This is a genomic window from Sphingomonas silueang, from assembly GCF_040049155.1.
Classification (GTDB): Bacteria; Pseudomonadota; Alphaproteobacteria; order Sphingomonadales; family Sphingomonadaceae; genus Sphingomonas; species Sphingomonas silueang.
Map to the genome: position 1 here is coordinate 1 of NZ_JBDZDK010000028.1, position 22,368 is coordinate 22,368.

Here is a 22,368-nt window from a genome sequence, read left to right on the forward strand (position 1 = left end):
GACCTGTGCGGCGGCATGGGCCAGCGCTTCGGCATGGGCGGCGTCGGCGGTCTGTGCATGACCTTCGGCTTCGGCAAGTCGCGCGTGCCGTTCGGGGAGCGCGGCATCGGCTTCGGCCAGCGCGGCGGCGAGGTGGTCGGCCTCGGCGGTCAGGCGGGCGATCGCGGCGGCGGCGTCCTGCCCCAGCGTCGCCTCGCGCGCATGATCGGTGTCGAGCCGCGCCGCCTGTGCGGCAAGATCGGACAGGCGGCGGGCCGCGGCGGTCAGCTGCGCGCGCAGCGTGTCGCGGGCGTGGGTCGCCTCGCGCAGCGCATCGCGCTCGCCCTGCGCGGCGGTGCGGGCGGTCGCGAGCGCCTCGGCCGCCTGCGCCTGCGCGGCGGTGGCGGCGGCATGGGCGGCGGCCTGCGTCGCGACCGCGCCCTCGGCGGCGAGCGCCTGCGCCCGCGCGGCATCGGCGGCAGCGGCGGCGGCGCGCCAGCGGGCGTAGAGCGCGCGTGCCTCTGCCACGCGGATCGCATCGGTCAGCTCGCGGTAGCGCGCCGCCGCCTTCGCCTGTCGCCGGAGCGCCGCGATGCGCGCGTCCTGATCGGACTGGAGTTCGCTCAGGCGTTCGAGGTTGGCCTCGGTCGCGCGCAGCTTGCCTTCGGCGTCCTTGCGGCGGACGTGGAGGCCCGCGATCCCCGCGGCCTCCTCCAGCATCGCGCGGCGTTCGGCGGGGCGGGCGGCGATCACCGCGCCGATGCGGTTCTGGCTGACCAGCGCGGGCGAATGCGCGCCGGTCGCGGCATCGGCGAAGCGCAGCGCCACGTCCTTCGCGCGTACGTCGCGCCCGTTGATGCGATAGGCCGAGCCTGCGCCGCGCTCGATCCGGCGGACGATCTCCACCTCGTCGCCGTCGCCGTCCTCGGCGAGGATCGTCACCTCGGCGAAGTCGCGCGGCGGGCGGGTGGCGGTGCCCGCGAAGATCACGTCCTCCATCCCCGCGCCGCGCAGCGATCGGGCGCTGTTCTCGCCCATCGTCCAGCGCAGCGCCTCGAGCAGGTTGGACTTGCCGCAGCCGTTGGGGCCGACCACGCCGGTCAGCCCCGGTTCGATCACGAGGTCGGCGGGATCGACGAACGACTTGAACCCGGTGAGGCGCAGGCGGCGGATGGTGAGGGCGGGGGTGGGGGTCATCGCGCCGGACGCGGGGTCGATCGACATTCAGGCGTTGAGTCGTCGAAGCGGCTCCCCTCCCTGGAAGGGAGGGGTTGGGGGTGGGTCGGCCTGCGAGGGAAGGTCACGCCCGCCACCGGGCCGACCCACCCCCGACCCCTCCCTTGTCAGGGAGGGGAGAAACCGGCGCGATCCGAACCTGTCGCGTCAGGCCCCGGCACCCTTCAGCGCCGCCTCGACATCCTTCCAGCCCACCGCATTCTCGACCTTGTTGCCGTTGATGAGGAAGGTCGGCGTGCCGGTGACGATCGCGCCGCCGTCCTCGGTGAGCTTGACCACCTGGTTCAGCAGATTCTGGTCGGCGAGGCATGCGCGCGCCTTCGCCTCGGGCACGCCGCGCTGCTTGACGAAATCGACATAGCCCGCCGCATCGGCCCAGCCCGACACCGCCTGCACCGGCGGGATCGACTGGAGCCGGGCCTGTTCGGACTGGGGCAGCGCCTGCATCCGGTTCAGCGTCGCTTCCTGGTCCTGGTACATCGCCTCGAGCAGCGGGAAGAAGGTGGCGGTGCCGTTGCAGCGGCCGAGCACCCCGGCGGCAAGGTCCGGCGCGCCGTGGATCGCGAAGTCGCGGAACTCGAAGCTGACCTTGCCGGTCGAGACATAGTTGTCGATCAGCGGCTCGAACCCCTCGCGGGCGAAGGCGCCGCAGGCCGGGCAGGTGCGCGAGCCGAACTCGACCAGCTTCACCGCCGCATCGGGGTTGCCGATGCGATAGCCGCCCTCGGGCGTCACCGCGACGACATCGGTCCACTTCTGGCCCGCCGGTGCCGCGACATTGGCGACCGGGGCGGCGGCCGAAGCATTGCCGCCCGCGTCTCCGCCGCCGCAGGCGGTCAGGGCGGCAAGGGCGATCAGGGGGAGCGCGAAACGCATGGGCGATACTTTCTGTGGAAAGGGGTGAATTACGCGGCCGGGACCAGCAGCGGCTTGAGCTCGGCCCAGCCATGCGCCTCGACCCGGCGGCCGTTGACCTCGAACGTCGGGGTGGCGGCGATGTTCGCCGCCTGCGCCGCCTCGGCAACCGCGATCGCGCGGTCGTGCCCGGCCTCGTCGTTCAGGCAGCGGGTATAGGCGGCGTCGGGCACGCCCAGCGTCCGGCCCGTGGCGCGCAGCGGCGTGGCGTCGGCCAGTTGCCGCAGCCGTTCGGCGACGGTCGCGGTGGGCGCCTGTGCGGCAGGCGTGGCGGCGAAGGCCGTGGCCCGGTCGAGCATCGCCGTCTGCCCGGCGAAGATCGCGTCATGGAGGGCGACGAAGCGCGTCGGCCCGCCGCAGCGCGCGAGGAGGACGGCGGTGAGATCGAGCGCGTCGCGCGGCATCGGGCGATAGTCGACCCGCACCTTGCCCGCGCGGACCAGCGCGTGCAGCTCCACCTTCGATTCGCGGGCGAAGGCGCCGCAGTGCGGGCAGGTGTAGCTCAGCCATTCGGTCAGCACGACCTTCGCCGCCGGATTGCCGACCAGCACCCCGCCGCCGGGCTGGAACACGACCGAGCGGGTCCAGTCGCGCGCTGGTGCGGCGGCGGCGGGGCGTTTCGCGCCCTTCGCCTGCGCCTGTGCGTGCGGCACGCCGACGAGGGCCAGCAGGAAGGAGAACAGCAGGATCAGGATGCGCATCAGCGGACCTTGCCGAGGATGGGGATGGCGGGCGGCGGCGGGGCGGCGACCGCACCCGCGAGCGCGGTCAGCACGGCCTTGAGTTCGGGATCGGCGATGTCGCGCAGGCTGTCGCCCAGTTCCTGCGGGATCGCCGGGGCCTCGCGGCGCGGCGGTGCGGCGCGGCGCGGGCGGACCTCGCCGTGGCGGAACACCAGCCGGGCGACGGCGGCATAGCCGAAGAAGCGGTTGACCCGCTCGACGATCTCGGGCGCGATATGCTGCATCATCGTGCCGTGCGCGCCGGATACGGTGAGGGTCAGCACCCCTTCCGCCCGCTTGCCCGGCGGGAAGCGGATCGATTCGGGGGCGGAGACGCGGGCGAAGCGATCGCCGACGATCTCGCCCCAGCGGCTGACCACCGCCGACTGGACGAAGCCGAACTTGCGGAAGGCGGTGCCGCCGATGTCGGGCAGCAGCTCGCTGACCGCGCGCATGGAGCCGCGGCGGCGCGGTTCGGGAATCGTCGGGTGCGGGCGGGTGCGCGTCGTCATTGCGGGCATCCCATGCCATAGGGAGCGCGTGGACGCCAAGCATCTCTCTGTCGCCGATCGCCTGCTCGGCTGGTACGACCGCAACCATCGCAGCCTGCCGTGGCGCGCGGCCCCCGGCGATCCGGCGCCCGATCCGTATCGCGTCTGGCTGTCGGAGGTGATGCTGCAACAGACGCAGGTCGCGACGGTGCGCCCGTACTTCCTGGGCTGGACCGCGCGCTGGCCGTCGTTCGCGGCACTGGCGGCCGCCGACGACGGCGAGGTGATGGCGGCGTGGGCGGGGCTCGGCTATTACGCCCGGGCGCGCAACCTGCTGGCCTGTGCAAGGGTGGTGGCGGCGCGCGGCGCCCTGCCCGACACCGAGGGCGAACTGCGCAAGCTGCCCGGCATCGGCGACTATACCGCCGCGGCGATCGCCGCGATCGCGTTCGGGCGGCGGGCGGTGGTGGTCGATGCCAATGTCGAGCGGGTCGTGTCGCGGCTGTTCGCGATCGGAGAAGCGTTGCCCGGTGCGAGGCCCGCGATCCGCGAGGCGACCGACTCGATCACGCCGGACCTGCGGGCGGGCGATTTCGCGCAGGCGATGATGGACCTCGGCTCGGGCATCTGCACCGCGCGTGCCCCGCGCTGCCTGCTCTGCCCGTTGCGCGCCGACTGTGCGGCCTATGCGCGGGGCACGCCCGATGCCTATCCGGTCAAGGCCGCGAAGAAGGCGAAGCCGCAGCGCCACGGCACCTTCTTCTGGGCGGAGCGCGCGGGGCAGGTGCTGCTGGTGCGGCGGCCCGACAAGGGGCTGCTCGGCGGGATGCGCGCGCTGCCGACCGGGCCGTGGGAAGCACATGATCCGGGCACGGCGGGCGCGCCGTTCGCGGCGGAATGGCGGGCAATCGGTACCGTCCGGCACGGCTTCACCCATTTCGACCTTGCGTGCACCGTCGTGGTGGCGGATGCAGCGCCCGACGACGTTGCGGGCGAATGGTGGCCGGTCGCGGACCTTGCGCAGGCGGGGCTGCCGACGCTGTTCGCCAAGGGTGCGGCTCTGGTGGAGGGAATGCGATGAGAGCGATGCTTGCCGGGATTTCGCTGGCGCTGCTGCTGGGCGGCACGGCCCATGGACAGGCCGCCCCGCCGCGCCCGCCCGCGACGCGCAGCATGGGCGCGACCGAGGCGCTGGTGAAACGTTATGTCGCCGAGAAGAAGGCGCCGGGCATCGTCGTCGCGGTCGGCGGGCCGGACTGGACCAGCATCCATGCCGCCGGGCGCACCGGTGCCGACGCCTCGGGCCGCCCGGTCGATGCCGATACGCTGTGGCGGGTCTATTCGATGACCAAGCCGATCACCGGCATGGCGGCGATGATGCTGGTCGAGGACGGCAGGCTGAAGCTGGACCAGCCGATCAGCGACTTCATCCCCGCGTTCCGGAACATGCGGGTGCTGACCGATCCCGACAATTCGCTGGCCAGCCGTCCGGCGGCGCGGCCGATCACGGTGCGCCACCTGCTGACCCATACCGCGGGGCTCGGCTACAATATCGTCACCAAGGGGCCGTTGCTCAAGGAATATGAGCGCCTCGGCATCATCCCCGCATCGGTCAACGCGCAGGTCGAGGTGGAGGTCGCCAGGGCACGCCCGAAGTCGCTGGAGGAATTCGCGAACCGCGTCGCCGGGCTGCCGCTGATCGCCGATCCGGGGACGAAGTGGAGCTATTCGATCGGGCTCGACGTGCTGGGCCGGGTGATCGAGGTGGCGAGCGGCATGTCGTTCGAGCGATTCCTGCAGACGCGGATGTTCGATCCGCTCGGCATGACCTCCACCTATTGGCAGGTGCCCGAATCGCAGAAGGGGCGGCTGGCGACCAATTACGTGTTCGTCGGCGACAATATGGTGCCGCTCGATCCGGCGGCGACCTCGGTCTGGCTTCAGCGCCCGAGCTTTCCGTACGGCGGCGCGGGGCTGGTGATGTCGGCGCGCGACTATGACCGGTTCCTGCACATGCTGCTGGACGGCGGTACGCTGGCGGGCAAGCGGGTGATGAAGCCGGAGACGGTCGCGCTCGGCATGTCGAACCTGCTGCCGCCGGGCGTTGAGTTCGGCGGGGTCGACGGCGGCACCGGCGGCGAGGCAGGGCCGAAGATGGGGTTCGGCGCGGGCGGATCGGTGTATCTGGAAACGCTGCCCGGACGGCCCGCCAGGGGCACCTATGGCTGGGGCGGGGCGGCGGGGACGATCGCGTTCGTCGATCCGGCGCGGCGGCTGCGCGGCACGGCGATGGTCAACTACTTCCCCGCCGACCGCTGGCCGCTGCGGGCCGATCTGGTCAAGGCGCTGGCCGCCGACCTGACGCCGGCCGCCCCGACCCCGGCCACCAGGTGATCGGCTTCACCGGCGCGGCGCTGGTCCGCCTCGACAACGAGCGGGACGATCCGGCGGCGTTCGCGCGGGCGCTGGCCGATCCGGGCGCGCGGCTGCTGATGTTCGGCGGGCTGGAGCCGGAGGTGGGCGCGGACGGCAGGCTGCTGCTGCACCCGATGGACCCGGCGCGGGGCGACGCGCTGCTGCTGGGCGAACTGGACGGGCATCCGCTGTTCGTGACCGGCGGGGGCGAGGGCGATGCCCCGGCGATGCGGTCGCCCGCGCTGATGACGTTGCTGGCGAACATGCCCGCGCCGGACATGGCGCTGTACGGCATCGCGCGCAGCCTGCTCGACTGGCATGCGCGGCACGGATTCTGCGCACGTTGCGGCGCGCGGAGCAAGGTGTCGCGCGGCGGCTGGGCGCGCGAATGCGGCAGCTGTGCTGCGCAGCATTTCCCGCGTACCGACCCGGTGGTCATCATGGCCGTCGAGCATGACGGGCGCGTGCTGCTGGGTCGGCAGCCGTCGTGGCCGCAGGGGCGCTATTCGACGCTTGCCGGGTTCGTCGAAGTGGGCGAATCGGTCGAGGAAGCCGTCGCGCGCGAGGTGCTGGAGGAAGCGGGCGTGACGGTGACGGGCGTGCGCTATGTCGCGAGCCAGCCGTGGCCGTTCCCGTCGCAGCTGATGATCGGCTGCATCGCGACGGCGCGCGACGTCCGGCTGGCGGTGGATGCGCGCGAGCTGGAGGATGCCTTCTGGGCGACGCGCGACGAGGTGCGGGTGGCGCTTGCCGGGGAGCCGGGGCGGTTCGTGGCGCCGCCTGCCCATGCGATCGCGCATAGCCTGCTCAGGGCTTGGGTGGGGGATGTACCCTCCTGACCCTTCCCGTTCGGTTCGAGCAGCTTCAAGCCTGTCGAGAAGCGTCCGTCGAGAACGTCCCGCCGGGGCCATGCCTTCTCGACTACGGGTCTCGACTGCGCTCGACCCTGCGCTCGAAGCGAACGGGGGTGGCGAAGGGGAGGACTTACCCCCGCTCCCTCGCCCTTGCATAGCTGCCGAGCAGCCGCACCCATTTGCTGTGGAACCGCAGCTCGTCCAGCGCGCGGTCGACATGCGCCTCGCCCGGCCGCCCCTCGATGTCGCAGAAGAACTGCGTCGCGGCGAAGCTGCCCGCGGGCTGGTAGCTTTCCAGCTTGGTCATGTTGACGCCGTTGGTCGCGAAGCCGCCCATCGCCTTGTACAGCGCGGCGGGCACGTTCTTCACCTCGAACACCAATGTCGTCATGCATGGCCCCTCGGGCAGCGTGTCGGGCGCGGCGCGGGCGAGGACGACGAAGCGCGTCGTGTTGTGATCGGCATCGGCGATATCGTCGGCCAGCACCCGAAGGCCGTAGAGCGCGGCGGCGGCGGGCGGGGCGAGTGCTGCGACCGCCGGATCGGCCATCGCCGCCGCCGATGCCGCCGCGCCCGCCGTATCGGGATGCGCCACCGGCTCGATCCCGCGCGCCGACAGCCAGCGACGGCACTGTCCCAGCGCCTGTTCGTGGCTCATCGCCTGCTTGACCGCCTCGATCGGCCCCAACCCCAGCAGCGCGTGGCGGATGGGGAGGAAATGCTCGCCGGTGATGACCAGCCCCGATTCGGGCAGCAGGAAATGCATGTCGGCGACGCGACCGTGGAGCGAATTCTCGATCGGGATGATCGCGCAATCGGCCTGCCCCCCGCGCACCGCGTCGATCGCATCGGCGAAGCCGAAGCAGGGCAGCGGCAGCGCGTCGGGAAACGCCTGTGCCAGCGCGACGTGCGAATTGGCGCCGGGCGCGCCCTGGAACGCGACCGCGCGGTGCGGTTCGCGGGCGGCGGCTTCGGTCATCTGCGCCACCAGCGGGCGCGCCGGGGCGGCGTATTTGTGCATGGGGCCGGGCGATTATCCCCGTGACGCGCGATCGGCAACCCTGTCTTGCCAGTAGGGAAAGCCGCCTCTAAGCATGGCTCCAAACATAAGCACCATTAGGCGAGACGGCTGAGCGCATGGACGACCGGACGAACACGATCGCGGGCTGGGTATTGGCCGGATGCGCAGCCGCCCTCGGCCTGTCGATCGCCAGCGGCATGATCTTTCATTCGGGCCCGCCCGAAAAGCCGGGCTATCCGGTCGAAGGCGCCGCCGAGGCGGGTGGCGGCGGCGGTGCGGCGGCGGTGCCGATCGCGACGCTGCTGGCCAGCGCGGACGTTGCCAAGGGCGCGGAAGTCTTCAAGAAATGCGCCGCGTGCCACACGGTGAACCAGGGCGGGGCCAATGGCATCGGCCCGAACCTGTGGGGCGTGATCGGCAAGAAGCACGGCCATATCCCCGGCTTCGCCTATTCGGGCGCGCTGACCGGCATCCCGGGTAACTGGGACTTCGATGCGATGAACGAATGGCTGACCTCCCCGCGCAAATACGCGCCGGGGACGAAGATGACCTTTGCGGGTCTCGGCAATGCGCAGGACCGGGCGAACGTCATCGCCTATCTCAATTCGCAGGGGTCGAACCTGCCGCTGCCCGCCGCGCCTGCGGCAGGAGCCGAACCGGCGGCGGGGGCGGAAGCCAATGCCGCCGCCCCTGCGGGCAACAGCGCCGACGAAGGCAAGCCCGCCGACAGCGCCGATGTGGTGAACGCCGCGACCCCGGCATCGGGCGCGCCCTCGGTCGATCCGGCGGCGGCGGAGCAGGCGGCGAAGAAGGGGCGGTAATCACGACCGTCGTCATTCCCGCGCAGGCGGGAAGGACGATCCGAATGTTGTCGGAGGCGGTAGGGATCCGCCCTCAACCCACCGCCGCAATCCCCAGCCGGGGGATCTCGATCGCCGGGCAGCGGTCCATCACGACCTTGAGCCCCGCGGCCTCGGCACGCGCGGCGGCGGCGTCGTTGACGACGCCCAGCTGCATCCACACCGCCTTCGCGCCGACCGCGATCGCCTGATCGACCACCTCGCCCGCCGCCGCCGAATTGCGGAAGATATCGACGATGTCGATCGGCTCCCCAATCTGCGAAAGGTCGCGGAAGACGAATTCGCCGTGGAGATGCTCGCCGGTGATCTGCGGGTTGACCGGGATCACCCGGTACCCCTGTCGTTGCAGATAGGCCATCACGCCATAGGACGGCCGACCGGGCCGGTCCGACGCGCCGACCAGCGCGATCGTGCGCGCGGTCGTCAGCAACTCGCGGATGCCGTGATCGTCCAGCATGTCAGTTCCTCGTCAGCCAGTCGCCGACCCGTGCGGCGATACCGAGGAACGGTCCGGCATCGGCCCCGTTCCCCGCAGCGGGGGGTGTGCCCCCGTCCGACGCGCTGCGGATGTTCATCGTGAGCGGCACCCGCCCGAGGAAGTCGATGCCGAGTTGCGCCGCGCGCGCCTCCGCGCCGCCGTGGCCGAACGGGTCCGACACCTCTCCGCAATGCGGACAGGCATAGCCCGCCATATTCTCGACCAGCCCGATGATCGGCACGCCCGCCTTGTGGAACAGGTCGATCGCGCGGGTCGCGTCGATCAGCGCGAGGTCCTGCGGCGTCGACACGATCACCGCGCCTGCCGGGCGGTGCTTCTGGATCATGGTCAGCTGCACGTCGCCGGTGCCCGGCGGCAGGTCGACGACCAGCGTGTCGGCCATGTCCCAATGCGCATCGACCAACTGGGTCAGCGCGCCCGCCGCCATCGGCCCGCGCCATGCGATCGCCTGGTCGGCGGGCACCAGCTGCCCCATCGACAGCAGCGGCACGCCGTGCGGCGTGGCGACCGGGACCAGCTTCTTGTCGTGCGCCTCGGCCTTGATCCCCGCGACGCCGAGCAGCCGCGGCTGCGACGGGCCGTAGATGTCGGCGTCGATCAGCCCGACCCGCCGCCCGGCACCGTGCAGCGCGACCGCGAGATTGGCGGCGAGCGTAGACTTGCCGACCCCGCCCTTGCCGCTGGCGACGGCGACGATCCGCGCGGCGGTGCGCTCGCTGGTCTGGAGGATGCGGACCTCGGCGATGCCGGGCGCCCCGGTTGCGGCGGCGCGGACATCGGCCTCCAGCGCGTCGCGGGCAGGCGCGGGCAGGCCGGTCACGTCGAGGATGATGCTGGCGCGCGCATCCTGCACCCGGATGGTCGCGCGCCCGGCGGCGACGGGGGCAAGGAGCGCGGACAGCGCGGCGGCGGGTTCGGAACGGCTCATGACCCGCGCGATGTAGCGCTGCGGTGGCGTGTTACCACTGTAAAAGGCGCGGATGCCCCCTATAAAGGAGGGATGCGATGGATCATGGGACGCGCCGCTCGCGCGCGGGTGCTGGGGATGAGCGACAACGGCCCATGGGGCGGCGGCGGTTCCGGAGGCGGCTCGGGCGGCGGCGGCGGTGACGACGGGCCGCGCAATCCGTGGTCGATGCCGCCCGGCGGACGGCGCGGCAAGCCCGGCGGCGGTTCGACCTCGCTCGAGGATTTCCTGAAGCGCGCGCGCAGCGGCGGCGGCGGCGGGCCGCAGCTTCCGGCCAATGTCGGGCGGCTGTGGGCGGCGGCGGTGGCCGCGCTGGTGCTGGTGTGGATCGCCTTTTCGAGCATCCATTCGATCGAGCCGCAGGAACGCGGCGTCGTGACCCTGTTCGGGCGCTATACCGGCACGCTGAACCCCGGTATCCAGTTCACCCTGCCCGCGCCGCTGATGCGGGTGCAGGTGGAGGACGTGCAGAACACCCGGACCGAAGTGTTTCCGGCGGGCGGCACCCAGCCGAACCTGATGCTGACCGGCGACCAGAATATCGTCGACCTCGCCTATTCGGTGCGCTGGAACATCAAGTCGCCCGAGGATTATGTCTTCGAGATCAAGAACCCGAAGGAAACCGTGCGTGCCGTCGCCGAAAGCGCGATGCGCGCGGCGGTGGCGGGCGTGAACCTGACGACGGCGATCGGGCCGGGGCGCGGCGCGATCGAGGCCGAGGTGCAGACGCGGATGCAGGCGCTGCTCGACGAATATCAGTCGGGCGTGCGCGTGCTGGGCGTCAGCATCCAGAAGGCGGCGGCCCCGGCCGAGGTCGACGATGCGTTCAAGGCGGTGACGGCGGCGCAGCAGGAGGCGCAGTCGAACCTCAACCGCTCGCGCGCCTATGCGCAGCAGGTGATCGCGCAGGCGCAGGGCAGCGCGACCGAGTTCGACAAGATCTACGAACAATATCGCATGGCCCCCGACGTCACCCGGCGGCGGCTGTATTACGAAACCATGGAGCAGGTGTTGAGCCGCGCCGACAAGACGATCGTCCAGCCGGGCACCCAGGCCTATCTGCCGCTGCCCGAGGTGCGCCGCCAGCAGCAGGCGCCCGAACCGGAGGCGCCGGCCCCGGCCCCCCAGGCGAGCGGAGCGGCACGATGAACCGGGCGCTGCGCAACCCCATCGCCATCGCGATCGTCGCGCTGGTGCTGCTGATCCTGCTGTTCAACACGGTCAAGCCGGTGCCCGAGACGCGGCAGGCGGTGATCCTGCGCTTCCAGCAGCCGGTCGCCATCGTCAATCCGTACCGTGCCGACCAGCCGTTCGGACAGACCGGCGCGGGGCTGATCTACAAGGTTCCGTTCGTCGATCGCATCGTGTGGATCGACAAGCGGGTGCTGGATATCGAGCTGAACAACCAGCCGGTGCTGTCCACCGACCAGCTGCGGCTCGAGGTCGACGCCTTCGCCCGGTTCCGCATCGTCGATCCGCTGCAGGCGGTGATCTCGACCGGATCGGCGGGCAATACCGAGGAGCGCGTCGCCAACCAGCTCGAACCGCTGCTGTCGTCGGCGCTGCGCGCCGAGCTGGGGCGGCGGACGTTCGCGTCGCTGCTCAGCCCCGAACGGGGCGCGGTGATGGACAATATCCAGAACGCGCTCCAGCGCACCGCCCGCCAGTACGGCGCGGAGATCGTCGACGTGCGGATCAAGCACGCCGACCTGCCGACCGGCAGCCCGCTCGATTCGGCGCTGGCGCGGATGCGCTCGGCCCGCGAGCAGGAGGCGGTGACGATCCGTGCGCAGGGCGAGCGCGACGCGCAGGTGGTGCGCGCCGAGGCGGAGGCCCGCGCCGCGCAGATCTATGCGCAGAGCTTCGGCAAGGATGCCGAATTCTATGCCTTCTGGCGCGCGATGCAGTCGTACCGCACCACGCTGGTGCCGCAGCGCGGACAGGGGAACACGTCGATCATCCTGTCGCCGCAGGACGGCTATCTGCGCGAATTCGGCGGGCGGGAACGCTAGGCCCCGTCCGCACATTCAAACCGCGTTCAGCAAGTGCCCGGCACGATCCCGCCTGAAGGGGTCTGCCAAGCCAATCTGAGAGGACCACACGATCGTGCGTTACGCCTACGCCATTACTTCCGCGCTATTGCTCGGCGGCGCCGCCGCCACGCTGACGCTCAACCCGTCGGACGCACAGACCGCCCAGAACGAACCCGGCGCGATCAACGCCGCCAGCGCGCCGCGCGCGGGCGCGCCGATGAGCTTCGCCGACATGGTCGCCCGCCTGTCGCCCGCGGTCGTCAACATCTCGACCACGCAGCGCATCACCGTGCAGCAGCAGGCGAACCCGTTCCAGGGCACGCCGCTCGAACAGTTCTTCGGCCAGCGCGGCGGCGGCGGCGGCCGGTCGCAGGAGGCGCAGTCGCTCGGCTCGGGCTTCCTGATCTCGAACACCGGCTATATCGTCACCAACAACCATGTCGTCTCGGCCGGGGCGCAGGGCGCGACGGTCGAATCGATCAAGGTGACGCTGGCCGACCAGAAGGAATATACCGCAAAGCTGGTCGGGCGTGACGAACTGTCCGACCTCGCGGTGCTGAAGATCGAGGGGGCCAACTTCCCCTTCGTCCGCTTCGGCGATTCGCGGCAGGCGCGGGTCGGCGACTGGGTGGTGACGATCGGCAATCCGCTGGGCCAGTCGGGTACGGTCACGGCGGGCATCATCTCGGCGCTGAACCGCGTCGGGCAGGGACCGTACGACCGCTTCATCCAGACCGACGCCGCGATCAACCGGGGTAACTCGGGCGGGCCGATGTTCGACATGCAGGGCAATGTCATCGGCATCAATTCGCAGATCCTGTCGCCGACCGGCGGCAGCATCGGCATCGGCTTCGCGATCCCCGCCGAACAGGCCAAGCCGATCGTCGACAAGCTGATGAAGGGCCAGTCGGTCACGCGCGGCTATCTGGGCCTGACGCAGCAGGAGGTGAACGAGGACATCGCCGCCGCACTGGGCATCGCCAAGGAGCGCGGCGCGCTGGTCAACGGCGTCACGCCGGGCGAGCCTGCGGCGCGGGCCGGCATCCGGCCGGGCGACGTGATCCTGTCGGTCAACGGCAAGGAGATCAATCCGCAGCAGTCGCTGACCTATCTCGTCGGCCTCGAGACGCCGGGCAGCCGCGTCACGCTCGACGTGCTGCGCGACGGTCGCCGCCAGCAGATTCCGGTGACGCTCGGCACCCGCCCGCCCGAACAGCAACTGCTGGCGCAGGACGAGCGGTTCGATCCGAACGGCCAGCCCGATACGCCGCAGACGGGCAGTGCGCTGTCGGCGACGGCGGGGCTGGCGGTCCAGCCGCTCACCCCGGCGATCGCGCGGCAGCTCGGCTTCGACCAGGCGATGCGCGGCGTGGTGGTCGCGGGCGTCGATCCCGACAGCGATGCCGCGTCCAAGGGCGTCAAGCGCGGGGTGGTGATCCTGACCATCGACCGGCAGCCGGTCACGTCCACCGCGGACGTGGCACGGCTGGTACAGGCGGCGCGGGCCGCCGGGCGCAAGCAGGTGCTGCTGTTCGCGCAGCAGCCGGGTTCGCGCGCGCCGGTCTTCGTGCCGATCGCGATCGACAGCCGCAACTGATCCGGTTGCGATGAAACACGGGGGGCGGCGATCCGGGCGATCGCCGCCCCCTTTATTTTGGGCGATGCGCGGCAGATTAAAACAGGTTAGCAGGACCGGGTAACGCTTTGGGAAACGGCGGATGAGCGACACGACGCAACTGTTCCTCGGCGCGACGGCGGCGGGCGTGCCCCAGTCGCTGGTACTGCGCCGCGCCAACCGCCACGGGCTGATCGCGGGGGCCACCGGCACCGGCAAGACGGTGACGTTGCAGGGCCTCGCCGAAAACTTCGCCGCCGCCGGAGTCCCGGTGTTCGTGGCGGACGTGAAGGGCGACCTGTCGGGCATCGCCATGGCGGGCAGCGCCACCGCCCGGGGCCATGCCGCCTTCGCCGCGCGCGCCGCTGAGATCGGCGACAGCGACTGGCGCTATCGCGACACGCCGACCGTGTTCTGGGATCTGTTCGGCGAGGCCGGGCATCCGGTGCGCGCCACCGTATCGGAAATGGGGCCGCTGCTGCTCGCGCGCATGCTCAACCTGAACGAGGTGCAGGAGGGCGTGCTGACCATCGCCTTCCACGTCGCCGACGAGGAAGGACTGCTGCTGCTCGACCTCGACGATCTGCAGGCGATGCTGGCGCATTGCGCGGAGCGGGCGGAGGAACTCACCCCCCGCTACGGCAATGTCGGCAAGCAGTCGGTCGGCGCGATCCAGCGGGCGCTGCTGCAACTGCGTGCCCAAGGCGGCGACCGCTTCTTCGGCGAACCGGCGCTCGACCTCGCCGATTTCCGGCGGACGGGCGACGACGGGCGCGGTATCGTGTCGGTGCTGGCGGCGGACAGGCTGATGGCCTCGCCCAGGCTCTACGCCACCTTCCTGCTGTGGCTGCTGTCCGAACTGTTCGAGACGCTGCCCGAGATCGGCGATCCCGACAAGCCGGTGCTGGTGTTCTTCTTCGACGAGGCGCACCTGCTGTTCGACGATGCGTCGGACGCGCTGGTCGAGAAGGTCGAGCAGGTGGTGCGGCTGATCCGTTCCAAGGGCGTCGGCATCTATTTCGTGACGCAGAACCCGGTCGACATCCCCGAACGGATCGCAGCGCAACTCGGCAACCGCATCCAGCACGCGCTGCGGGCGTTCACGCCGAAGGAAGCGCGCGCCATCCGCGCGGCGGCGGAGACGTTCCGCCCCAATCCGGCGATCGACGTGGGTCAGGCCATCACCGAACTGGCGATCGGCGAGGCGCTGGTATCGGTGTTGCAGGACGACGGCACGCCGAGCCCGGTCGAGCGGGTGCTGATCCGCCCGCCCGCGTCGCGCGTCGGCCCGGTAAGCCCGGAGGAGCCGAAACCGATGCGATCGGCGACCGCTACGACACCGCGATCGACCGCGACTCCGCCGCCGAACTGCTGGGGGCCAAGGCCGAGGAGGCCAGGGCCGCCGCCGCCGCCGCCAAGGCGCAGGTCGCCGCCGCCAGGGAAGCCGCGTTGCAGGCGAAGGAGGACGCCCGCGCCGCCAAGGAAGCCGAGCGCCAGCGCATCGCCGCCGCGCGCGAGGCGGAGCGGGCCGAACGCGCCGCCGCGCGCGAGGCGGCGAACAGCCCATGGGCCCGCGCCACCCAGTCCGCCACCCGGTCGGCCGGATCGGCGGTGGGGCGGATCGTCGTCAACGAGATCGGCAAGCAGGTGTTCGGCACCACCCGCGGCGGACGCGCGAAGAGTGGCGGGGCGCTGGGCGGGCTGCTGCGCGGCGTGCTCGGCGGGCTGTTCCGGGGCTGAGCGTGGCGGCGCTCCACGCGGTCAGCGGCGGTACCGAGACGCCCGACGTGCCGGCCGCGCTGTTCGCGATGCCGGAGGGGATGGCGATCCGGTACGACCGGCCCGCCGAGGCGCTGACCGACTACGTCACCGGCTATCACCTCTATGCCGCTGCCGGGCCGCAGGCGATGGGGCTGGAGAACTGGTTCCTGCCCGGCACCGCGACGGTCCGCATCCTGCTGAACGCCGGGCCGGTCGCGGTGACGATCGGGCGCAGACGCTATGACCCGCTGCCGCAGGTGACGTTGTTCGGGCCGACCAGCCATGCGGTGCACACCCGATCGAACGGCGGCATCGTGATCGGCTTCGGCGTCAGCGCGCTCGGCTGGGAACGCTTCTTCCACGGATCGGCCGAGCGGTGCCGCGAACAGGTGGTGCCGCTGGCGGAGGTGAGCACGCCGGGGTTCGCGCGGCGGCTGCTGGGCGTGCTGGCGGCGATCCCGGACGAACATGCGATGAAGCCCGCGCTGGATGCGTTCCTGACCGCGGAGATGGGGCCGGTGTCGTCCGACGCGCCGCTCATCCGCCGCATCGCGCAGTTCATCACCGACGATGCGCCCGGCGGGGTGGCGGAGGCGGCGCGGCAATGGGGCGTGTCGCAGGACGTGGTGCGACGGACGTGCAAGCGCCATTTCGGCTTCGGCCCCAAGACGCTGCTGATCCGCTCGCGCTTCCTGCGCTCGCTGATCCCGCTGATCGAGGCGGAGGGCGAGCAGGACTATTCGCAGATCGACGCCGCCTATGTCAGCGCGTCGCATTTCCTGCGCGATGCGCAGGCGGTGCTGGGCACCACCCCCCGCCGGTTCGTGCGCGAGGATCTGACGTTCCTGACCGCCAGCCTGCGGGTGCGCGCGGCTGTACTGGGCTGTCCGACGCAGGCGCTGCACCGGATATAGCGCGTGATGCCATGCAGCGGAACCGTTCGTGCTGAGTAGAGGCTGAGCAACGTCGAAGCCTCGTATCGAAGCACCTGCCCCAGGCGGTCCTTCGATACGCCCCTTCGACAAGCTCAGTGGCTACTCAGGACGAACGGGTATCCTTGAAGTCATCATGCTCTGACGCTTTCGTCCAGGACGAACGACGGGATGCCGTTCGTCCCGAGCGACGTCGAGGGACGTGCCGCGAGCGGTCCGCCCGGTGTCTCGACTGCGCTCGACACGAACGGGAGGCGAGCCCGCGGCACCCGCCTCACATCGTCGAGAGCAGCGATTCGATCGTCACGAAGGCGAAGGCGACCGAGCTGTCGGCCACGCCATAGGGGATGAAGATGCGGTCGCCGTGGCGGATCGCGCCGCACGAATAGACGACGTTGGGCACATAGCCCTCGCGGTCCTCGTTCGCGGCGGCGAGGATCGGTTCGGGGGTGCGCCCGATCACCTTCGACGGATCGTCCTTGTCGAGCAGCACCGCGCCGATCGCATATTTGCGCATCGCGCCGACGCCGTGGGTCAGCAGCAGCCAGCCCTCGTCGATCTCGATCGGCGGGCCGCAATTGCCGATCTGCACCAGCTCCCACGGATAATGGGGCTTGAGCAGCAGCTCGCCCTCGTCCCAGTGGGTGAGGGTGTCGGACTGGATCAGGAACAGGTTCTCGCCGTCCTGCCGCCCGATCATCATGTACTTGCCGTTCACCTTGCGCGGGAACAGGCCCATGCCCTTGTTGCGCGCCGCGCTGCCGGTCATCGGCACGAGGTCGAACGCGCGGAAGTCGCGGGTGCGCAGCAGCTCCGACTGGATCATCGACCCGTTATAGGCGGTATAGGTGCCGAGCCATTCATAGGTGCCGTCGTCATGCTGGAAACGGACGAGGCGCATATCCTCCAGCCCCTTGGACTGGGCCTGGGTGATCGGGAAGATGACCGTGCCCGACAGGGTGGAATCGCGGTGGCGGAACACCGTCACCTCGCCCTCGGGCGCTTCCTCCTCGTCGCCGATCGCGTCCGCCGCGGTGGCGAAGGGCGGTTCGGGGGCGAGCGTCAGTTCGTTCTCGTCGGTGATGATGCCTTCGCGGAAGGCGACCGACGAAATATGGCCTTCGCCGACCGCGCGCAGCGACATGAGGATGCGCAAGCTGCCCTCGGGCATGCCCGACTGGTCGAAATGCGGCACCGCGCTGGGGTTCATCAGTGCCGCTGCGGCATAGCTGTATTCGTGGCAGAAATAGGCGCCGATCAGCTGGCGCTTCTCGTCGCCGATCTCGGCGCCGTTGAGGTTCAGCACCGCCTCGATCTCGTCATAGCGGGTCATGAACACGCGGCGCGTCTGCCAGTGGCGCGCCTCGAAATCCTTGAGCACGGTTTCGAGCTGCGCGCGCGTCTCCTGCGCCGACATCGCCAGCACCTCGCTCACCAGCCGCTCGGTGCGGCTGGGAGCGGAGCCGGTGCGCTGCCATGCGATATGGAAGGGGCGCACCACCACGCGCGAGGGATCGGCATAGAGCCGCAAGGGGTGGTTGTGGATATCGAGCATGCGCGTCCCAGTTTCCGGCCGTGGTGCGCCGCGGCGGATCAGGCCACGGCGCGGCGCGGGTCTGCCACGGATGCGCTGCCCTTTGAAAGGGTTGAAATCACGCACGACGCCAGTTGCAGCGCGAGAATCGACTCCGCGCCCTGGTTGCGGTTGAGGCCGGTCGGCATCAGCCCGTCGAAACAGCCGCCGTCGGCCACGGTCGCCAGCGGCAGGTCGAGGTCGTTGGCGCCCAGATACCAGCGATAGGCCTTGAGCGCCTCGTCGTGCCAGCGCCGCTCGCCGGTCGCCTGATAGGCGGCGGCGCATGCCTCCACGGTCGCCTGCGCCTCCAGCGGCTGCTGGTCGAACGGCAGCGGCTCGGCATAGGCGCGCCCGAAGCTCTCGGTGCCGACCGCGCGGAACCGGCCCTCGGGCGAGGTCTGGCGCGCGACGATCCAGTCGAGCGTGTCGAGCCCGACGTTCAGGAAATCCTCGCGGCCCAGCGCCTGGCCCGCGCGGATCATCGCCTCGGGCAGGCGGGCGTTGTCATAGGCGAGCACGATCTCGAACCAGCGCCATTCGGGGCGGCGCGCGGCATCAAGCAACGTGACCAGTTCGTCGCCGAACCGGCCGGCGATCTCGGTCGAGAGCGCATGGCCCGGCGCGACCTCCAGCATCGCCACCGCCGCCAGCATGGCGAAGGCGCGGGCGCGCGGGCTGCCGAGGTCGAGCGCGATCGAGGCGGTCTGGTCATAGAGCGCGGTCGCCCAGTCGCGATGCTTGCGCAGCTTCGCGTCGCGCGCGGTGATCGCCAACGCCCACAGGGTACGGCCGTTCGAGTCCTCCGACCCCTCGTCCTCGCACCATGTCCGGTCGAAGTTCATGAAGTTGCGGAAGCGGCGCTTGTCGGGGTTCCAGGCGTACTGGACGAACGATGCGTAGATGGTGGTCCATTTGTCGCGCACGGCGTCGTCGAGTTCCCCGATCTGCGACATCAGGATCAGCGCGCGGGCATTGTCGTCGATGCAATAGCCGTGACGGCGATCGGGCACCGAATAGATCGAATGCTGCAACATGCCGGTCGCGTCGCTCATGCGTTCGACGGCGGCGAAATCGGGTTTGAGTACGGACAGGTCCATATCGGTCTTCATCCGGCGCGGTCGCGCGGCGATCGCCGCCGCCACCTCCCCCATGGCTTCCTCGACGAGGCACGGCCACAGCATCGTCCGGCCGCGCGCATAGGCACGGGCGGCAAGGTCGGTACGGCGCGCATCGTCGCCGAGCAGGTCGCGAATCTCGCGCGCGAAGGCGGCGGCATCGCCGAAGTCGACGATCACGCCATGATCGTCGGCAAGGATCTCGGTCGCATGGACGTACGGCGTGGAGACGACCACCTTGCCCATCGCCACCGCATAGGACAGCGTGCCCGAGGTGATCTGCGCCGGGTTGGAATAGGGCGTGACATACAGGTCGGCGGCCTGGAGATAGTCGAGCAGTTCGTCCTGCTCGACGAAGCCGTCGAGGAAGCAGACATTGTCCGCGACGCCGAGCGATGCCGCCTGCGCCTTCAGCCGGTCGCGATAGGCCTCGCCCTCATGCGCCACCAGATGCGGGTGGGTGGCGCCGAGCACGACGTACAGCGCGTTCGGATGGGCGGCGGCGACGGCGGGCATCGCCTCGATCATCGTCTCGATCCCCTTGTTCGGGGCGAGCAGGCCGAAGGTCAGGATGACCTCGCGATCCTCCCAGCCGAAGCGCGCCTTCATCCCGGCGGGGGCGACGAACGGGCGGTCGGGCACGCCGTGCGGGATCGTCACGATCTTGCGCGAATCGGTGCCGTGGACGCGCATCAGTATCTCGCGGCCCTTCTCGGCCATCACCACCACCTTCGCGGCGCGACGCAGCAGCGCTTCGAGCACGCGGCGCTCGTCGGCGTTGGGATGTTCGAGGATGGTGTGCAGCGTGACGAGCACCGGCACGTTCACCCGGTCGAGCAGCGCGACGATATGTTCGCCCGCCGACCCGCCGTAGATGCCGTATTCATGCTGCACCCACACCGCCTGCGCGCCGCTCGCCTCGATCCGGCGGGCGGCATCGAGATAGGCGATGCGATCGTTCTGCGGGATCGCATGGGTGACTTCCGGCGGATAGGCATAGGCGCCGGGCCGGTCGTCCATCGCATAGACGTCGACCTGCATGTCGGGATAGCGATCGACGAGCGCGTTGAAGGTATCGGTGGTGAACGTCGCCAGCCCGCATTTGCGCGGCAGGAAATTGCCGATCAGCGCGATATGATCGAGCGATTCGAGGGCGGCGGTGCGGTCCATCCGGCTTCCTTATGGTTGGGACACCCGCACTGATTCAGGCGGGGTACGCCCAAGGAAACATTTTGATACGTCAATAGTTTCATCGTCGCCGTATTGCAGTGCATCATTTTCGCCGGGACGTAACAAACCGTCGCCAGGGCGAGGGATCAGCCCCGCCCGCGATAGCCCGCCACGCCCTGATCGGGCACCCACACGCCCTTCGGCGGCTCGCCCGACTGCCAGAACACGTCGATGGGGATGCCACCGCGCGGATACCAATAGCCGCCGATGCGCAGCCACACCGGCCGCATCTCGGCGAACAGCCGCTCGCCGATGCCGACGGTGCAGTCCTCGTGGAATGCCGCATGGTTGCGGAACGATCCGAGGAAGAGCTTGAGCGACTTGGATTCGACGATCGTCTCGCCCGGCACGTAATCGATCACCAGATGCGCGAAATCGGGCTGGCCGGTGACCGGGCAGAGCGAGGTGAATTCGGGCGCGGCGAAGCGCACCAGATAGGGCGTGCTGCGCGGGTTGGGAACATAATCGAGTTCCGCGGCTTGCGGATTGGGCGGCAGCGTGCTCGCCCGGCCAAGGTGTTTCGCGTCCATGGCCGCCCATGTAGGAGGCAAGGCGGCACAATGGAACGGGTGTTGATCCCGGTGCTGGGCGACCAGCTGTCGATGGACCTGTCGTCGCTCGACGGTGCGGAGAAGGGCGCGACCACCATCCTGATGATGGAGGTGGTCGAGGAGGCGACCTATGTCCGCCATCACCCCAAGAAGATCGCCTTCCTGTTCGCCGCCATGCGCCATCATGCGGCGGCGCTGCGCGCGGGCGGGTGGGAGGTCGACTATGTGACGCTCGACGATCCCGACAATGCGGGCAGCTTCACCGGCGAGGTCGCGCGCGCGGTCGAACGCCATGATCCCGCGCGGATCGTCGTGACGGAAGCGGGCGAATGGCGGGTGCAGGCGATGCTGGAGGCATGGGAGACGATCTTCGGCATGCCCGTCGACATCCGCGCCGACACCCGGTTCCTGTGCAGCCACCAGCGCTTTGGCGAGTGGGCGGAGGGGCGGCGCGAGCTGCGCATGGAATATTTCTACCGCGAGATGCGGCGCGAAACCGGGCTGTTGATGGACGGGGCCAGGCCGGTCGGCGGGCAATGGAATTTCGACAGGGACAACCGCAAGCCCGCCCGCCGCGATCTGATGATGCCGCGCCCGCTGTCCTTCGCGCCGGACGCGGTGACGCGGGACGTGCTGGCGCTGGTCGCCGACCGGTTCGGCACCCATGCGGGGACACTCGACGGGTTCGACTTCGCCGTCACGCGCAGGCAAGCCCTCCGCCAGCAGCATGCGTTCCTGAAGCACGCCTTGCCCGGCTTCGGCGACCATCAGGACGCGATGCTGACCGACGAGCCCTATCTGTGGCACGCGGTCCTCTCGCCCTATATCAACGCCGGGCTGCTCGACCCGATCGAGCTGTGCCGCGCGGTCGAGAAGGAGTATCGGGCGGGCCGGGTGCCGATCAACGCGGCGGAAGGCTTCATCCGCCAGATCATCGGCTGGCGCGAGTTCATCCGCGGCGTCTATTGGCGCGAGGGGCCGGACTATGGCAGCCGCAACTTCCTCAACGCGACGCGCGACCTGCCCGGCTTCTACTGGACCGGCGATACCGACATGCACTGCCTGTCCCAGGCGATCGGGCAGACGCTGGCCAACGCCTATGCCCATCATATCCAGCGATTGATGGTCACGGGCAATTTCGCGCTGCTGATCGGCGCGGACCCGGTGCAGGTGCAGCGCTGGTATCTGGAAGTCTATGCCGATGCCTATGAATGGGTCGAGCAGCCCAATGTGCTGGGCATGAGCCAGTTCGGCGACGGCGGATTGTTCGGCACCAAGCCCTATGCGTCGTCGGGCGCCTATATCGACCGGATGTCGGATTATTGCGGGCATTGCCGCTACGATGTGAAGGCGCGGACGGGCGGGGATGCCTGCCCGTTCAACGCGCTCTACTGGGACTTTCTCGACCGCAACCGCGACAAGCTGGGGCGCAACCCGCGCATGGGCATGCCGTACCGGACATGGGACAAGATGGCGGAGGAGACGCGGGAACAGCTGCTGGCGCAGGCGAAGGGGTTTCTGAAGAAGCTCGACGCGCTGCCGAAGTACGAGGGGTAGGGGTTTCCCGTCCCCGTTCCGTCATTCCCGCGAAGGCGG

At 70.1% G+C, this 22,368-nt stretch carries 19 protein-coding genes and 1 pseudogene; 10 read left to right on the forward strand and 10 right to left on the reverse strand.

Going from position 1 to position 22,368, the window contains the following annotated elements; translation table 11 throughout:
• The 4 genes from ABLE43_RS18675 to ABLE43_RS18690 form a co-directional block, all read right to left on the reverse strand.
• The coding region (locus tag ABLE43_RS18675; protein WP_348979732.1) for an AAA family ATPase at nucleotides 1-1,203 on the reverse strand (1,203 nt) is incomplete at its 3' end.
• A gap of 159 nt (nucleotides 1,204-1,362) precedes the next feature.
• Entirely contained in the window at nucleotides 1,363-2,091 is a 729-nt protein-coding gene (locus ABLE43_RS18680; protein ID WP_348979733.1) for a thioredoxin domain-containing protein, read from the reverse strand.
• A gap of 29 nt (nucleotides 2,092-2,120) precedes the next feature.
• Nucleotides 2,121-2,831, reverse strand: a complete 711-nt coding sequence (locus tag ABLE43_RS18685; RefSeq protein ID WP_348979734.1) for a DsbA family protein — start codon at nucleotides 2,829-2,831, stop codon at nucleotides 2,121-2,123.
• Entirely contained in the window at nucleotides 2,831-3,364 is a 534-nt protein-coding gene (locus tag ABLE43_RS18690; protein ID WP_348979735.1) for a DUF721 domain-containing protein, read from the reverse strand. Before ABLE43_RS18690 ends, ABLE43_RS18685 begins: the two co-directional genes overlap by 1 nt.
• 28 nt (nucleotides 3,365-3,392) lie before the next feature.
• Here ABLE43_RS18690 and ABLE43_RS18695 point away from each other — a divergent pair, with 28 nt between their 5' ends.
• Genes ABLE43_RS18695 through nudC form a run of 3 tightly spaced genes read left to right on the forward strand, consistent with a single transcriptional unit; the run spans nucleotide 3,393 to nucleotide 6,597 of the window.
• On the forward strand, nucleotides 3,393-4,424 hold the full coding sequence (locus tag ABLE43_RS18695; RefSeq protein WP_348979736.1) for an A/G-specific adenine glycosylase: 1,032 nt from the start codon (nucleotides 3,393-3,395) through the stop codon (nucleotides 4,422-4,424).
• Entirely contained in the window at nucleotides 4,421-5,737 is a 1,317-nt protein-coding gene (locus ABLE43_RS18700; RefSeq protein ID WP_348979737.1) for a serine hydrolase domain-containing protein, read from the forward strand. The genes ABLE43_RS18695 and ABLE43_RS18700 overlap by 4 nt, the downstream gene beginning before the upstream one ends.
• The gene (gene nudC, locus ABLE43_RS18705; protein WP_348979738.1) at nucleotides 5,734-6,597 is read left to right on the forward strand and encodes an NAD(+) diphosphatase; all 864 of its coding nucleotides are present in this window, start codon (nucleotides 5,734-5,736) and stop codon (nucleotides 6,595-6,597) included. The genes ABLE43_RS18700 and nudC overlap by 4 nt, the downstream gene beginning before the upstream one ends.
• Nucleotides 6,598-6,742: 145 nt before the next feature.
• On the opposite strand, the gene ABLE43_RS18710 is transcribed toward nudC, so the two are convergent.
• On the reverse strand, nucleotides 6,743-7,633 hold the full coding sequence (locus ABLE43_RS18710; RefSeq protein ID WP_348979739.1) for a prephenate dehydratase: 891 nt from the start codon (nucleotides 7,631-7,633) through the stop codon (nucleotides 6,743-6,745).
• A gap of 116 nt (nucleotides 7,634-7,749) precedes the next feature.
• Between ABLE43_RS18710 and ABLE43_RS18715 the strand changes: the two genes are divergently transcribed.
• Nucleotides 7,750-8,454: a c-type cytochrome gene (locus ABLE43_RS18715; protein WP_348979740.1), complete on the forward strand. Its 705-nt coding sequence runs from the start codon at nucleotides 7,750-7,752 to the stop codon at nucleotides 8,452-8,454.
• Nucleotides 8,455-8,527: 73 nt separating this feature from the next.
• Here ABLE43_RS18715 and ABLE43_RS18720 read toward each other — a convergent pair whose 3' ends face one another.
• Nucleotides 8,528-8,950: a CoA-binding protein gene (locus tag ABLE43_RS18720; protein ID WP_348979741.1), complete on the reverse strand. Its 423-nt coding sequence runs from the start codon at nucleotides 8,948-8,950 to the stop codon at nucleotides 8,528-8,530.
• Nucleotide 8,951: 1 nt separating this feature from the next.
• Entirely contained in the window at nucleotides 8,952-9,920 is a 969-nt protein-coding gene (locus ABLE43_RS18725; RefSeq protein WP_348979742.1) for an Mrp/NBP35 family ATP-binding protein, read from the reverse strand.
• Between the two features lie 84 nt (nucleotides 9,921-10,004).
• Here ABLE43_RS18725 and hflK point away from each other — a divergent pair, with 84 nt between their 5' ends.
• The 5 genes and pseudogenes from hflK (at nucleotide 10,005) to ABLE43_RS18750 (ending at nucleotide 16,282) form a co-directional block, all read left to right on the forward strand.
• Nucleotides 10,005-11,108 (forward strand): protease modulator HflK, encoded by a 1,104-nt coding sequence (hflK, locus tag ABLE43_RS18730; protein ID WP_348979743.1) that lies wholly within the window; start codon nucleotides 10,005-10,007, stop codon nucleotides 11,106-11,108.
• Nucleotides 11,105-11,971 carry a protease modulator HflC gene (hflC, locus tag ABLE43_RS18735; RefSeq protein ID WP_348979744.1) on the forward strand — a complete coding sequence of 289 codons (867 nt, stop codon included), beginning with the start codon at nucleotides 11,105-11,107 and terminating at the stop codon, nucleotides 11,969-11,971. The genes hflK and hflC overlap by 4 nt, the downstream gene beginning before the upstream one ends.
• A 94-nt stretch (nucleotides 11,972-12,065) precedes the next feature.
• On the forward strand, nucleotides 12,066-13,589 hold the full coding sequence (locus ABLE43_RS18740; protein ID WP_348979745.1) for a Do family serine endopeptidase: 1,524 nt from the start codon (nucleotides 12,066-12,068) through the stop codon (nucleotides 13,587-13,589).
• A gap of 121 nt (nucleotides 13,590-13,710) precedes the next feature.
• Nucleotides 13,711-15,347 (forward strand): annotated as a pseudogene (locus ABLE43_RS18745) (helicase HerA-like domain-containing protein).
• 2 nt (nucleotides 15,348-15,349) lie between these two features.
• Nucleotides 15,350-16,282, forward strand: coding sequence for a hypothetical protein (locus ABLE43_RS18750; protein WP_348979746.1), 933 nt, complete (start codon nucleotides 15,350-15,352; stop codon nucleotides 16,280-16,282).
• Nucleotides 16,283-16,574: 292 nt separating this feature from the next.
• Here ABLE43_RS18750 and ABLE43_RS18755 read toward each other — a convergent pair whose 3' ends face one another.
• The 3 genes from ABLE43_RS18755 to queF form a co-directional block, all read right to left on the reverse strand.
• Nucleotides 16,575-17,855, reverse strand: a complete 1,281-nt coding sequence (locus ABLE43_RS18755) for a glycoside hydrolase family 130 protein (RefSeq protein WP_348979747.1) — start codon at nucleotides 17,853-17,855, stop codon at nucleotides 16,575-16,577.
• Between the two features lie 38 nt (nucleotides 17,856-17,893).
• Nucleotides 17,894-20,161, reverse strand: coding sequence for a glycosyltransferase family 4 protein (locus tag ABLE43_RS18760; RefSeq protein ID WP_348979748.1), 2,268 nt, complete (start codon nucleotides 20,159-20,161; stop codon nucleotides 17,894-17,896).
• A gap of 146 nt (nucleotides 20,162-20,307) precedes the next feature.
• Nucleotides 20,308-20,751 carry a preQ(1) synthase gene (queF, locus tag ABLE43_RS18765; protein WP_348979749.1) on the reverse strand — a complete coding sequence of 148 codons (444 nt, stop codon included), beginning with the start codon at nucleotides 20,749-20,751 and terminating at the stop codon, nucleotides 20,308-20,310.
• A 30-nt stretch (nucleotides 20,752-20,781) separates the two neighbouring features.
• Here queF and ABLE43_RS18770 point away from each other — a divergent pair, with 30 nt between their 5' ends.
• Nucleotides 20,782-22,329, forward strand: coding sequence for a cryptochrome/photolyase family protein (locus tag ABLE43_RS18770; RefSeq protein WP_348979750.1), 1,548 nt, complete (start codon nucleotides 20,782-20,784; stop codon nucleotides 22,327-22,329).
• Nucleotides 22,330-22,368: the final 39 nt, after the last annotated feature.